This window comes from Butyricimonas sp. Marseille-P2440, assembly GCF_900091675.1.
Classification (GTDB): Bacteria; Bacteroidota; Bacteroidia; order Bacteroidales; family Marinifilaceae; genus Butyricimonas; species Butyricimonas synergistica.
Map to the genome: position 1 here is coordinate 905113 of NZ_LT594610.1, position 14975 is coordinate 920087.

General features: G+C 42.1%; 9 protein-coding genes, 1 tRNA gene and 1 pseudogene. 10 read left to right on the forward strand and 1 reads right to left on the reverse strand.

Annotated features, from left to right (window positions below):
- The first annotated feature begins 104 nt into the window (after positions 1–104).
- The 10 genes and pseudogenes from BN8899_RS14815 to BN8899_RS14860 form a co-directional block, all read left to right on the forward strand.
- On the forward strand, positions 105–686 hold the full coding sequence (locus tag BN8899_RS14815) for an RNA polymerase sigma factor (RefSeq protein WP_026207316.1): 582 nt from the start codon (positions 105–107) through the stop codon (positions 684–686).
- Positions 687–748: 62 nt separating this feature from the next.
- Positions 749–1861 carry a FecR family protein gene (locus tag BN8899_RS14820; protein WP_065219985.1) on the forward strand — a complete coding sequence of 371 codons (1113 nt, stop codon included), beginning with the start codon at positions 749–751 and terminating at the stop codon, positions 1859–1861.
- A gap of 167 nt (positions 1862–2028) precedes the next feature.
- A complete protein-coding gene (locus BN8899_RS14825; protein ID WP_065220755.1) occupies positions 2029–5421 on the forward strand; it encodes a SusC/RagA family TonB-linked outer membrane protein in 3393 nt (1130 codons plus the stop codon).
- A 17-nt stretch (positions 5422–5438) separates the two neighbouring features.
- Positions 5439–6938 (forward strand): RagB/SusD family nutrient uptake outer membrane protein, encoded by a 1500-nt coding sequence (locus tag BN8899_RS14830; RefSeq protein ID WP_065219986.1) that lies wholly within the window; start codon positions 5439–5441, stop codon positions 6936–6938.
- A gap of 16 nt (positions 6939–6954) precedes the next feature.
- Complete coding sequence (locus BN8899_RS14835) at positions 6955–7650, forward strand: DUF4843 domain-containing protein (protein WP_065219987.1); 696 nt, start codon at positions 6955–6957, stop codon at positions 7648–7650.
- 13 nt (positions 7651–7663) lie between these two features.
- Positions 7664–9250 (forward strand): PKD-like family lipoprotein, encoded by a 1587-nt coding sequence (locus BN8899_RS14840; RefSeq protein ID WP_222860558.1) that lies wholly within the window; start codon positions 7664–7666, stop codon positions 9248–9250.
- Positions 9251–9368: 118 nt separating this feature from the next.
- Complete coding sequence (locus BN8899_RS14845; protein WP_018336776.1) at positions 9369–10295, forward strand: ABC transporter ATP-binding protein; 927 nt, start codon at positions 9369–9371, stop codon at positions 10293–10295.
- 12 nt (positions 10296–10307) lie between these two features.
- A complete protein-coding gene (locus tag BN8899_RS14850; protein WP_065219989.1) occupies positions 10308–12614 on the forward strand; it encodes a Gldg family protein in 2307 nt (768 codons plus the stop codon).
- 70 nt (positions 12615–12684) lie between these two features.
- A complete protein-coding gene (locus tag BN8899_RS14855; RefSeq protein WP_026207314.1) occupies positions 12685–14082 on the forward strand; it encodes an alpha-L-fucosidase in 1398 nt (465 codons plus the stop codon).
- A 196-nt stretch (positions 14083–14278) separates the two neighbouring features.
- Positions 14279–14527 (forward strand): annotated as a pseudogene (locus BN8899_RS14860) (helix-turn-helix domain-containing protein); the annotation flags it as partial.
- Positions 14528–14642: 115 nt separating this feature from the next.
- Here the strand turns inward: BN8899_RS14860 and BN8899_RS14865 are convergent.
- A tRNA-Asp gene (locus BN8899_RS14865) sits at positions 14643–14716 on the reverse strand.
- Positions 14717–14975 lie beyond the last annotated feature (259 nt).

A 14975-nucleotide genomic window follows, 5' to 3' on the forward strand; every position in this document is an offset into this window, starting at 1 on the left:
CTTTGGGAATACGGGGGAAGAACTTACTTTTTTCGTTTAACTAATATGGGGTATTGATATTAAAAATTTAATTCTATCTTTGTTTTTTTAATAGGATGTCGGATATGTTAGATGAACAGAGTACGGTACAAAAATTAATAGCTGGTGATGTGGCGGCTTTTGAGGAAATATTCCGGGAGTATTCCCGGGAATTGTATTTTGTTGCGCTGGGGTTGAGTCATGATCCGGCGGTCGCAGAGGACGCCGTGCAGGAAAGTTTCGTGTATTTGTGGAGTCATCGAAAGCAGATAAATGTAAAACATTCGTTTGTAAGTTATTTGCGAAAGATGGTCAGAAATTATGTCCTGAATCAATTACGTCACCAGAAGGTTCGAGCCGAGAAAGAAGAAGATATTATCCGGGAGCAGATTTTCCTGAATGAAGAAGAAGAGGATATTACGCCGAAGATCGAGGCTATCCGGGCGGTGGTTGATTCTTTGCCGGAAGGATGTCGTAAAATATTTGTAATGGCTGTGATTGAAGGGACGAGTTATGCCGATACTGCCGCGTCGTTAGGTGTGGCTGTCAACACGGTGAAGTCCCAAGTAAGAATTGCTTATAAAAAGATAAAAGATTCAGTACAGAATAATCCTGATAATACGGCATTTACATTATTATTTCTACTTTTATTGAAAAAAATGTTGTAATCTTTTCACCCTTTCGAGAGGTTCGAGTGCATTAGTAATGTAACAATAATAAGGATGCATTCATGAAAACAAAAAATGAATTATTCGAGAAGTTATGGGAGGTATTGTATCCTGGGGATCCTCCCCGGGAGAAAAAGATAGATCCCGAGGTGCGGGAGGTAATAGAACATTTGTATGATCTGTCGGCGATGCCGGAACCTGATTATGACGGGATCTGGAATCGGGTGATAAAAGACAAAGCTTTCAAGCGGCGGTATGTCTTGCGTAAAATGTTGAAGTATGCGGCTGTGATAGCCCTGCCTTTATTACTAGTATTGGGTGGGATATTCTTGTTGAATCAAGAGAGTACGGAAGTGGTACCCATGTCATACGAACGCCCTAAAAATGCGATCCTTCTGACCATGTCCGACGGTTCGGAATTGGACTTGCGGAAAGTACAACAGGAATACCTGACGAAAGAGAAAGTGGTGGAAATTCGACAAGATAGCACGAAAGGGTTGGTTTATGAAACGACGACGGATGACGACACTGTGCAACGGTATCACGTGCTTGAAATTCCGGTAGCCGCCGATTTTCGTTTACGGCTTTCCGACGGTTCCGTGGTATATCTGAATTCCGGCAGTAAGTTGAAATATCCGATTGCGTTCAAGGGAAGCGAGCGAAAAGTATTTCTGGAAGGAGAAGGGTATTTCGAGGTAGTGAAAGATGAAGCTCATCCCTTTAAAGTGGAAGTCCGAAACGTGGAAGTAGAGGTATTGGGTACGAGTTTCAATGTCAATGCTTACCCGGAAAAGCAGGGCGTGCAAACAACATTGGCGAATGGAAAAGTGAGGGTGACGAGTGGGGCGAAGCAGGTTGTGCTTTTGCCGGGAGAACAAGCATCTTGTCTGGATGGCAGTATCGACGTGAAGAAAGTGGATGTGCGGGAGTTTACGAGTTGGAAGGATGGGTTATTTATTTTTAACCGAATGTCGCTGAAAGAGATCATGCAACAGATGGAACGCTGGTACGGCTTGCGGATCGTGTTCTTTGACAGCGAGATCGAGAAATATACTTTTACCGGGATGATCGACAAGAATCTGCCGGCGGAGGAAACTTTTAAGGTGATAGAAAAGGTGGTAGATGTCCATTTTTCGTTGAAAGGAGGGAATGTCATTGTTACGAAATTAAAATAAAAAACTACCGATAGCTGTTGGTAGCGGCTATCGGCAGATTCATCAGAATCCGGTGTCTTGTTGGTAGCAAGTCCGGATATTGTCTAACTTCAAAGTTCAAATTTATGAAAAAAAAGCAATTACACGTTGCTCGATCAGGATTTTTATGGCAAAAAATGCTTCGTGTTATGAAATTAACGTTTTTTATTTTGTGCGTGTGCTTTATACACGTGAGTGCGACAACGTATTCTCAGCAGCAGAAAGTGTCGCTGAAGTGCGAGAATGAGATTCTTTCAAAAGTGTTGAAAGAATTGGAGAAACAGACGAACCTGTACTTCTTTTTCAATGACAAGGTGCTGGACGTGGAGCGTAAAGTTTCACTTTCGGTGAAGGATAAGGAGTTGGATGAAGTATTGGGAAAGTTATTGGGAAAAGATTACCGGTGGGAGATTATGAATAACTTGATCGTGGTGACTTTCAACCCGGCAAAGGACGAGAAGAAGGAGATAAGGATCGTGGGAAAGGTGACGGACGAGAAGAAATTGCCGTTGGCTGGCGTGACGATTTTGGTGAAAGGATTAACTATCGGTACTGCCACGGATGTGAATGGGAAGTATGCCTTGACGTTGCCACAGATGGATGATTTTTCTTTGCTTTTTTCATTTCTTGGTATGGAAACTCAAGAAGTGAAATACAAGGGGAAGGATACGATCAACGTGGTATTGCGGGAGGATGTCAAGAGTGTGGAAGAAGTGGTTGTGACGGGATACGCCAATATCAAAAAATCCAGTTTTACCGGTTCTGCCACGCAAGTGAGCCGGGAGGAGATTTTGAAAGTGTCTTCTTTCAACTTGATAAGTGCCTTGGCTGTATTTGATCCCTCGTTACGGCTGGTCAAAAATAACGAAATGGGTTCCGACCCAAATACCTTGCCGGAGTTTTACGTACGGGGACGTTCGGGAATAGCTAGCGTGAAGGAATTGGACGAGATGGGAAGTTCTTCTAGTGTTACTAAATTTGCGTTGACAAACAATCCGAATATTCCTATTTTTATTTTGGATGGTTTCGAGGTGAGTGTTGAAAAAGTGTATGATTTTGATATTAACAGGATTGCTAATATTACGATTCTGAAAGATGCGGCGGCGACTGCCATGTATGGTTCCCGGGCTTCCAATGGGGTAATCGTGATAGAATCGGTAGCTCCGACCCCGGGAGAGTTAAGGGTTAGTTATAGCGGGAATTTGAGTATTACCGCCCCGGATTTGTCCTCTTATAATTTGATGAATGCCAAGGAAGCTTTGGAAGCAGAGGTTGCTGCCGGATTGTTTGATTATGATCCGGGCATAACTTATCAAGATGCGATATCGCAGATACGGATTAATAATGGATATTATTTGCAAAAATTAAACAAGGTTGCTAAGGGGGTGGATAATTATTGGTTATCGCAGCCTTTGCGGACGGAGGTTAACGCTAACCATAGCGTTTATGTGGAGGGGGGAAGCGAGAGCGTGCGTTTTGGTGTAGATTTGCGTTATAATAATCAAAACGGAGTTATGAAGGATTCTTACCGGAATCGGTTAGGAGCCGGGGTCGCTTTGGATTACCGGTATAAAGGATTGCAGGTAAGGAATCAAACTACCTTTGATATCACGCGTACGAAGGATTCGCCTTACGGTACTTTTGCCGATTATACTCGGCGCCACCCGTATGACGAATGGGTGGATAAAGATGGTAATTATGTAACGACGTTACCTAGCTACGGTCTCACTGGAACAATTGAGAAAAATCCCTTGTACGAGGCTACATTGGAAAATTATTCTAAATCGGGATACAAGGATTTGACTAATAATTTGACGGTAAATTGGTATATCAATAATTTCTGGCAAATTAAAGGGCAGTTGGCTCTGAATTATAACATTTCGGATACGGACAAGTTCACGGACCCGGCTTCTTCTACTTACAGTGCGACGGCTTCCGCTTTCACCAAGGGTGAGCGCAATCTGACTGAAACGAAGAGTTTTGGATGGAACGTGAATCTATTCACGTCGTATAACCGGAGTTTGGGAAAGCATAATATCAATCTGTCGGTGGGTATCAACCTGAAGGAGGATCAGAGATCGTTCGAGGAGTCCGCGTACAAAGGTTTTCCCAATGCCAAACGTCATGCGATATCTTATGCTTACGAGATCGTGAAGAAGCCCACGGTGACGGATAATAAAACCCGTTTGTTAGGTTTCTTTACCACGTTGAATTATAGTTATAATGACATTTATTTGTTTGATTTTTCTTTCCGGGGTGACGGTTCGTCAGAATTCGGGAATGACAAGAAATGGGGACCTTTCTGGTCTTCCGGTGCCGGGGTGAATATTCATAAATATGCGTTTGCTGAAGAATGGAAGTTTTTGGATCAATTGAAGGTGAAAGCTACTTACGGGCAGACGGGTAAGTTGAATTTCCCGCCTTATGCTGCCCGTCATTCTTTTGAAACGAAACTGGACCAATGGTATCCTACCGGGATTGGGGCAACTTTGATTGCCATGGGAAACGATAAACTGACATGGGAGAAAACGCTTTCTTGGGATTTGGGAATGGAAGTCGGTGTTTTTCATGGAATTTTGTACGGTCGATTTAACTGGTACAACCGGAAGACGATAGACGGCATCACGGATGTTTCTTTACCGGCTTCCGCTGGGTTCTCCAGTTACAAGAGCAATGCCGGAGAGATTCAGAACAGGGGTATGGAGTTTTACTTGAACGTGAAACCTTATACTTCCAAGAAATTGGATATCGTGGTGTACGGTTCTCTGTCACATAATGAAAATAAGATTTTAAAGTTGTCCAAGGCGTTGGAAGAGTATAATGACCGGGTGGACGAGCATTTTAAGGATTATAAAGAAGCTAATTCCAATTCACCGTTGACCTCTATTTTGTGGACATCGGATGATAACCGGAAGTTTTCAAAACCGGTGATGAAATACGAGGTGGGTAATTCGACGACAGCAATTTACGGTATGAAGTCGAAAGGGATAAATCCGGCTGACGGACAGGAAATTTATCTCAATCGCGACGGGTCAATTAGTTACGAGTGGTCGACTTACGAGCAACAAAAGATCGGGGACACGGAGCCCTGGGGAAACGGTTCGTTGGGTATTAATGTGCGTTTTATGAACTTTACTTTCTATACGACATTTATGTTTGAATTCGGCGGTGATAAGTATAACCAAACGTTGGTAGATAACGTGGAGAATGTCAACTTGTGGCGGAATAACGCCGATCGCCGGGTACTTTCCCAACGTTGGCAAAAGCCGGGTGACGTGACTTCTTTGAAATCCTTGAAAGATCGTTATTATGTTACCCGACCGACTTCCCGGTTCGTGCAAAAGGATCGGACTTTGACGTTCAATTCATTGAACGTGGGATATGATTTCAGTCGGAGTTTGATTCAACGTATCGGTTTGGATATGCTAAGGCTTCAGTTTAGCATGAATGATATTGCCACGATTTCTTCTATCAAGCGGGAAATGGGGTTAAGTTATCCTTTTGCCAGAACCTTTACTTTTACTTTAAATGCAAGTTTCTAATCTAAAAATAGAGTGAAATGAAAATGAAAAGATTAATACAGTGGTTGTTGGCGGCGATGGTGATGACCTCGTGCAATGATTGGCTGGATATAAAGTCCGATAACGTGTTATTGGAAGAGGAGATTTTCGGTGATTATACCGGGGTGCAGATGGCAGTGAACGGCGTGTACCGGGAAATTAGTGTTACGGATTTGTACGGGAAGAACTTGAGCTGGGGATTCGCAAGCGCTTTGGCTTTGAATTACATTAATTCTGGGTTATCCTCGGATTTGGCGGAAGCTTCTAATCGGAATTGGAAAAATTCCAGTGTACTGGATGTGACGGAAAAGACTTGGGCTAAAGCTTATAACGTGATAGCCAGTTGCAATAATATTATACAGCAAGTGGAGAAAAAAGACAGTTCTTTTTTTTATAACAAGGATGTGGAGAAGCAGTTGATACTTGCCGAGATGCGTGGGGTGCGGGCGTTGCTGCATTTTGATATGTTGCGTTTGTTTTGTCCGGTTCCTTCCTCCAAAAACCAAGGTGATCCGGCAATCCCTTACGTGACGAAATACCCGGATCACCAACCCATGCGTATGACCATGGAACAAGTACTCGAAAATATTGTTTCGGATATGGAGTTTGCGCAAGAGAAGTTAGGACCTTTGGATACCTTGAAATTCGAGAAATGGACGAAAGGGAGGCAGCATCGTTTCATGTCGGGAGCCCATGAAACCCCGTTAGGAGGGGATGATTTTTTGAATTACCGGGGAACGCGCATGAATTATTGGGGGGCTACCGCTTTGTTGGCACGGATATATATGTGGATGGGCAACGAGGAGATGGCTTACAAAAATGCCGCAATAATTAAACGATTTGTGGACGTAAAGGGGTGGTTTAAGTGGACAGGAGCCAGTCAGCATGGGGATGTTAGCGCATATCCAGAATATTCGGATCCTAAACGATGGGAAGAGCTTCTGTTGGGATTCTATAATAAGGATAATCTGGACAATTTTGAGAAGGCAATCTTGTCTCCTGAGTCTTTCAAGATGAATGAAATGGAAAAACTTTTCGGGTTGGAAACGGATGATTATCGTTATAAATTTTATAACCGGTATGATAATGATCGCCGTTATCTGGTATGGGAACGTCCGGTAGCATCTTCAAGTAATACGAGTGGTACTGTAACCACACAAATTACTTACCAGTGTCCGCTTATCCCCATAGTCCGTTTCCCGGAGATGTATCATATCATGATCGAGTGTCTGATTAACAAGAAAAAGATCGTGGAAGCAAAGGAATTGTTTTCCACTTTGAGAAACCAGCGAGGTGTGAAAGAATATGTTTTGCCGGATGATCCGGATGATTTGAAAGAAAAGTTGGTGAATGATATGATTCGCGAAGGATTGACGGAAGGACAAACGTTTTTTATGTATAAGCGATTGAATCATGGCATTTTTAACGGGGATAAGGATATTCCAATGACGGCGGATAAGTTTATAGCAGAATATCCTAATAATGAAACGTCGTATTAATTTAATAAAAGAATTTATGAAACGAATATTATTAATATTAGGAGTGTTGTATCTTTTTTCCGGTTGTGAACGAGAGCATATCATGACTTATGGCAATGATGCTTATATTCAGTTCACGGGCAAGATGACAGATTCTTTGGAGTTTTCTTTTACTTTTTACCCGAACAAGGATACGATAGAGTATCCTTTGGGTGTGAAATTGGTCGGGAAGCCGGAAGATCGGGAGAGAGAGTATAAGATCGTTGTCGTGGATGATTACACGACGGCTACCTCGAAGAATTATATATTGCCAGAACGTTGTGTGCTGGAAAAAAATGAGGAACGAAGCGAGTTGATGATAAAGTTAATAAAAACTCCGGATTTGCAAACGGCACCTGTAAGATTGACCGTTCGTCTGGAACCGACTCGGGATTTTATGCTTGGGGAGACATCTCATACCGCTCGAATCATTTGGATAAATGACAAGATTTCTCGACCGGATTGGTGGAATAGTACGATCGTGAATAGTTATTTGGGGAGTTATTCTGATGAAAAGTACCGGTTGTTCATTGAGGTTACCGGTCTCGGATATTTGGATTCGGACGATACTGCGGCTTGTCGTTATAATGCGTTGCTCTTGAAAAAGTATTTGAATGAAAAAAAGGCAAACGATGAAACCGTGTACGAGAAAGACGGACACACGGAAATGACCGTGACTGTAATTGGAGGTTGACTAAATGGAATATATGATGAAAAAAGCGATTATATTTTTGGGAATAGTGTTTTCGTGGTTATTTAGCGGATGCTACGAGGACAAGGGAAACTATGATTATATTGAAGTAAACGAGGTGACGGTTACCGTGAAACCGGAGGGTACGTACACGATTTACGGTTATCTTGGGGAAGAACTTACAGTTGCCCCGAGGTTGACATTTCAAAATCCGTCGGATACATTGGAGTTTGATTACACGTGGAAACTTGACACAACGGTTATTTCACATGAACGCGTGTTGAAATACACGCATGAAGGGGTATGTAAGATTTATGCTCTTGATCTATTCGTGACGGATCGGAAGTCCGGGCAGGTATATACCGGTTCGGTGTCTCTGCAGATCGATTCTCCGTATAAGTATGGGTTTGCCCTTTTGACTGAAAAGAGTAATGGAGCGACAGAACTTCATTTTTTGCGATTGGAAAAGCCTGAGAACAGCCCGTATTATTATACTCCTTTTTATAATCTTTATAGTTCCTTGTATCCGGATGATCCTTTAGGGCGGAAACCGTTTTATATTGCGGAGAATTTCACTACTCCGAATAAGGGTGGAGATGAGTTGACGATACTTCAGAAAGAGGGGGGATGTGTTTCTTTGAACGGGGCGTTGTTAAATAAAGAAGTTGCCTTGGAAGATGAGTTTTATGGTGGTTATCCGGAGGGCGTGTATCCGAAGTTGTTGGCGTTTTGTAGTTCTATCGATGTGATGATAGGGGATGACGGGAAAGCTTATTCCCGGTATATTTATCCTAAAGCCACTCAACCGGACGGTTTTCATTTGGCTCGTTTTATGAGTATACCCTTTGATTTTGACAAGGCAAATACTTATATTGACAGGATCATTCCCGCTCATTTTTGGGCTGGTTTATTGTTGATGCATGATAAAGCGAATAACCGGTTTGTGGCTATTTCTACCAATGGTGATCCGACATCAGGGAAACAGTGTGAAATTCAGGATAATTCGGCAAATTCCGATGAGTTTGTAAACTTGACAAATTTTGGCGAATATTCTTTGGTTTGGGTGACCACTTACGAGGACGGTGCTTACGGTAGTGGGAATTATCGGTGTGTATTCAAAAAGGGGGATGAATTTTATGTTCAAAATTTCACGTTGGCCAAGCAATATAGTTCTACGAATATTAACTTGTCGAATAAAGGTAAGTGGCGGTTTGAAGGTTCTGATAAAGTATCTGATCGCACGGTGTATGCTCTGCAGAGAAATGGAAAGTATATGTACTTTGCTGAAGGGAAGTCGTTATACTGTTGTGAGTTTCGTAATGAAACCGGAGGGATGAGGCAGATCGTGTATCCGATACATGATTTTGACAGGAATGTTACACATTTAACTCGGGATTATAATGGCGAACGGTTGTTGATTGCGTTGGAAGGAGGAAAATTCTTTATATTCCACTCGATAGATCAGGTGTTGGGTTCACCCGATCCATGGGCTGCGGGAAATATGTATGAATCACCCGATGATGTTGATCTGGGAGAGATCAAACAGGTGATATTTAAGTACGGGAATTTTTCGAATAGTAGTGGATCAAGTGCCCCGTGGTAATATATTTTGAGTAGGGGTTTTTACCCCTACTCTTGAAAAACAATTTTTTAGGTTTACAAGATATAAAGCCAAAATATTCTTTTGGCAGGGAATGTTGTGTTGTTTATGTATTAAATTTATGCAAGAATCTATTTTAAAAATTGAACATTTGTCCCACCGTTATAATATTCAATGGGCGGTAAGGGATATTAGTTTTGAAATTCCTAAGCGAGGGATTTACGGGTTGCTCGGCTCCAACGGGGCGGGTAAGTCGACCACGATGAATATTATCTGTGGGGTTATCAAGCAAACCGAGGGGAAGGTTTATATTCAGGGCATAGATGCCCGAAAGTCATCGATTGACGCGAAACGTCATATCGGTTTTTTGCCTCAAAAGCCGCCTTTGTACGGGGATTTGACCGTGGAGGAGTTTTTACGTTATTCAGCCCGTTTGCGCTGGGTGCCGAGTAGGAAACAGAAGTCTGCCGTGGAAGAAGTTCTATCCCGTTGTGGTATCACTCATTTCCGACAACGTTTGATAAAAAATCTTTCCGGGGGATACCAACAGCGCGTGGGAATAGCGCAAGCCATAATCCATAAACCAGACATCGTGATATTTGATGAGCCGACGAACGGATTGGATCCTAATCAAATAATGGAGGTGCGTCATTTGATAAAGGATATAGCGCAAGAGCGCACGGTAATTCTCTCAACTCATATTTTGCCGGAGGTGCAAGCAACTTGCGATCATATCATGATGATTGAGCAGGGAAAGCTTGTTTTCATGGGTAGCGTGGATGAATTTGATAATTATATAGTTCCTAATACGCTCTATCTTTCTATCGTGGATCCTCCTGCCGTGGAAGTATTGAATAGTTTAGAAAACGTGTTGGGCGTGGAAGAATTAGGAGAGAGGAAATTCCGTGTCCGTTTTAATGATGCTCAAGGAGCTATTGATGATATTGTAAAGCAATGCGCGATTCATGATTGGCATTTATCTGAAATTAGAGTGGAGAAAAGTTCTTTGGATAAAATATTCGCGGAATTATCTAAAAAAGTACAATAAAAGAGTAGGGTTATGTTTAAAATGATATTTAATATAGCGAAAACGGAGTTACAGATGTTGTTTTATTCTCCTGTCGCGTGGTTTATATTGGTTGCTTTCGGCATACAAGCCGGATTGCAGTTTGCCGGTCAACTTCAGAATACCGTGTCTTCCCAAGAAATGGGATATATTCCTTATGGATGCACGCAACGCCTTTTCTCGGTTTACTGGGGTGGTGTTTTCGTGATTATGCAGAAGTATTTGTATTATTACATACCTCTTTTGACCATGGGGTTGGTTAGTAAGGATTTGAGTAGTGGGGCTATTCGTTTATTGTATTCTTCCCCGATCACTAATTTTCAGATTATCGTGGGTAAGTTTTTCTCTATGATGATTTACGCCTTCGTTATGATTGGCGTACTTTTTTTACTTGTTTTATGTAGCTGGGGCTTTGTCAAGGATTTTGATTTTCCCTTGGTGTTGACCGGATTGTTGGGGTTATATTTATTAATTTGTGCTTATGCGGCAATCGGTATTTTTATGTCTTCGTTAACATCATATCAAATTGTCGCGGCAATTGGCACATTGGCGGTGTTGATGATCTTGAACATGATCGGCGGATGGTGGCAAGAATATGATTTTGTACGGGATGTAACTTATTGGCTGGCGATATCCGGACGATGTGGTAAATTCGTGAACGGGTTAATTTGTAGCGAGGATTTGCTTTATTTTATCATCGTTATATGCTTGTTCCTGGCATTGACGATTATTCGTTTGAATGCCGTAAGACAAAAAATCCGTTTTTCTATTACCGTGGGGAAGAATCTTGGGGTGATTTTTTTATGTTGTTTTTTAGGTTATCTTTCTTCGCTTCCTCCAATGAAGGTGTATTGTGACGTGACGGAAACCAAACAGAACACGTTGACACCCAATAGCCAGGAAATTGTGGCTAAATTGGATGGAGGGGTGACGATTACTACTTATATTAATGTCCTGGAGCCTGGTGGATCATGGTTTGCGGCATACAACTTTTTGAAGCCGGATATGGAGCGTTTTGATCAATATTTGCGTTTCAAGCCGGATATGAAATTGAAATACGTGTATTATTATGATGAAACCCCGAATCCAGATTTGGATAGACGTTTCCCGGGTAAAACGTTGCGAGAAAAGATGTGTGAAGTATGTAAGGTGTATGGATTGGATTCAAATAGATTCATGAGCCCGGAAGAAATTCGTGCAAAAATTGATTTATCGGGAGAAAAAAATACTTTTGTCCGTCAAATTGTACGGGAGAATGGTGAGAAAGCGTGGTTAAGGATATATAATGATATGCAGCGTTTCCCGACGGAACGGGAGATTTCAGCTGCCTTTAAACGGATGGTGATGAAACTTCCGGTCGTGGGGATGGTCGAGGGACATGGGGAACGGAGTTGTGAAGGTGGAAAAGATCGGGATTATAGTTTGTTCGCAAGCGAAAAAAACTTCCGTAACGCTTTGATGAACCAGGGATTTGAAGTGGAACGTGTTTCTTTGGGCAGGGGAATACCGGAAAATATCAATATCATTGTGATTTCTGATATGCGTGAATGGTTGACTCCGGAAGAAGAGCTTAATTTGCAGCAATATATTGAACGTGGCGGAAATTTATTTATCTTGGGAGAACCCAAGCGTCGAGAGGTCATGAATCCACTCTTCGCCAAGTTCGGTTTCGAGATGACAGATGGCGTGTTGGTTAAGCGGGATTCAAACCTCCAGGCGGATGTGATTCTTTCTTATCCGACGAAAGAAGCCGTTGATAGTATTTCTTATGAATTCGAGCGTATGTATACGCGTAAATTCGTGTTGTCGACACCGAGTGTCGCGGGGTTGGAACAAGTTGCTGATAAGGGATATAAAGTGATTCCCATGTTCAAGACGGATACAACCGATGTTTGGAATGAATTGGAAACGACTGATTTTGTTGATGGCGTAGTCCGTTTGAATCCTTCGATAGGGGAGGTAGAAAAGCATTATTCCACGGTCGTGGCATTGTCTAAAAGTGTTGGGGATAAAGTACAGAAAATTGTTTTAACGGGTGATGCGGATTGTATCAGTAATGGCGAATTTGGACGAAGGCTTGCCGGGAAGCAGGCATCGAATTATACGTTGATCACGGGAGTTTTTTGTTGGTTATCAAATGGGGAGGTGCCGATTGATATAAGACGTCCCGATTTGCCGGATGATAAAGTGTATGTGAATAGAACGGGATATGAGGTGGTTAAATGGTCGTTTGTAGCTATTTTGCCCATGCTCTTGGCTTTCGGGGGGATTTTTATTTGGATTCGTAGAAAAGGCAGATAGGTTGAGTGGTGAATTGGGGGATTCGTAAATAGCAGATAAGATAGATAATTAATTTAGTGATTATTGTGAGATGAAGAGATGGCTTATAGTTTTATTTCTGGGAATGATTTCCATACAGTTGGTGTATGCCCAAGGTAAATCGCTCCACCAGTTACAACAGGAGTTCGTGGACTTGCGTTTCGGTATGTTTATTCATTTTAATATGCCGACTTATTTTAATGAAGATTGGCCTGATCCGGATGCTTCGCCTGCACTTTTCAATCCGACCAAATTGGATTGTAAGCAATGGGCGAAAGCGGCGAAGTCGGCAAATATGACTTATGGGTGTTTGACCACGAAGCATCATAGCGGATTCTGTATTTGGGATACCAAAACTACTGATTATAGTGTCATGAGTAGCCCGTTTAAGCGTGATGTGGTGAAAGAATATGCCGATGCTTTCCGGGCTGAGGGATTGAAAGTGATGCTTTACTATTCTATACTGGATATGCATGCCCGGTTGCGCCCACATTGTATCACCCCGAAACACGTGGAGATGATCAAAGAGCAGATTCGTGAATTGCTCACGAATTACGGGGAAATTAGTGCTTTGATTATTGATGGGTGGGATGCTCCATGGTCTCGTATCTCGTATGATGAGATTCCTTTTGAAGATATTTATCGTTTGGTTAAATCGCTCCAACCCGATTGTCTGGTGATGGATTTGAATGCCGCTAAGTATCCGGCGGAAGCGTTGTTCTACACGGATATAAAATCTTACGAGCAGGGGGCGGGACAACATATTTCCAAAGAATCCAATCGTTTACCGGCATTATCTTGTTTGCCGTTGCAAGCCAATTGGTTTTGGAAAGAAAGTTTTCCTTCCACGGCAGTGAAGAATCCGGAAAGCATGGTGAACGAGAATATTATTCCGATGGGGAAGGTATATTGTAATTTTATTTTGAATGTAGCACCCAATAGGGAAGGGCTTATGGATGCTAATGCGTTGAAAGCACTGAAAGAAATCGGTAAACTCTGGAAGAATGATGGTCAAGTAGCTATACTCCCCGAAACAGAGGCTCCGATTATTTCTTCCAATATAGCCAAATTCAAACCTGCCGAAGGAGGATGGAGTAGTGATTATGCTATAATGGATTTTGCTAATGACGATAATTTCGGTACATGTTGGAATTCTAATCCAGAGGTAAAAACTCCATGGTTGACCGTAGTTCTTGGTCGGGAACAACCTTTCAATATGGTGGTTATCACGGAACGAAACAACGATTGTATGCAGGAGTATCGTATAGAGTATCGCGTAAATGGCGTGTGGAAAACAATTTACGAGGGAAAGGTTCTCGCGAGCTCTCGGGTGAAAATTCATCGTTTTGACACCGTGTGGGGAGATGCCGTGCGAATAACAGCGTTGAAGTTTAACGGGACGCTTTCGATAGCAGAGTTTGGCGTTTATTGTGAACGTTGCAGATTTTAGTTGTTAATTGAAAGTAGCTGGTTTCCATATTTCAGTACCACACACGTTTTATCCATGGACACTCCTCGCCAGCTACTTTCTTTTTTTATTTTATGCCGTAGTTTGTCCATTGTGTTCCTTTATTGTGTATTTTTGGAAAAAATAGGCTTGCTATGGAATATTGTCTTAATATCCGGATGAACGGTAACGTCGTGATGACTTGTTGTTCCGTACACCTAAGACGCTGTCCAACCTGTTCTCGGAATACGGCTTCCCGAGTCCCTTGCAGGTAATCCACGGGCGGGTGGAGGCAGAAACCAAACGCTTGTTGCTCTACACGAGTAAAAGTGCGAAAGAGATCGGCTCGATTCTGGGATTTGAGGATATTGCCGCCTTTAGCCGTTTTTTCAAGAAAATGACGGGGGAAAGCATTTCCGAGTACCGGAAAAAGGAAAAACAGGAATAATCGCCAACTTATACAGAAAAATTGCCATTCTCTCGTTGATTGTAATCGATTGGTAGCCAAACATTGATTAAGGGACAAAAAAACACTGTATTTCAAGTGAAATACAGTGTTTTTGCGGTTCGGACGGGACTCGAACCCGCGACCCCATGCGTGACAGGCATGTATTCTAACCAGCTGAACTACCGAACCAATCTTTGAATACAGGGTGGAATAACCGCTGTTATTCCTGTTTGCGGTTGCAAATATAGTACTTGTTTTTGATTCTACAATAGGGAAGGGGAAAATTTTAGTGATTGTAACATTCATGAGATGTTCCTGTGGCAGGAAATGGATTCGATGGTTTGTTATATGATTAGTAAATAGTTATATGGCTATTTATTTCATTTGGCTTTAATAGGTAATATGTGTGAATTTGTTAAATTATATTTTTACACAATTTTTGTTTGTA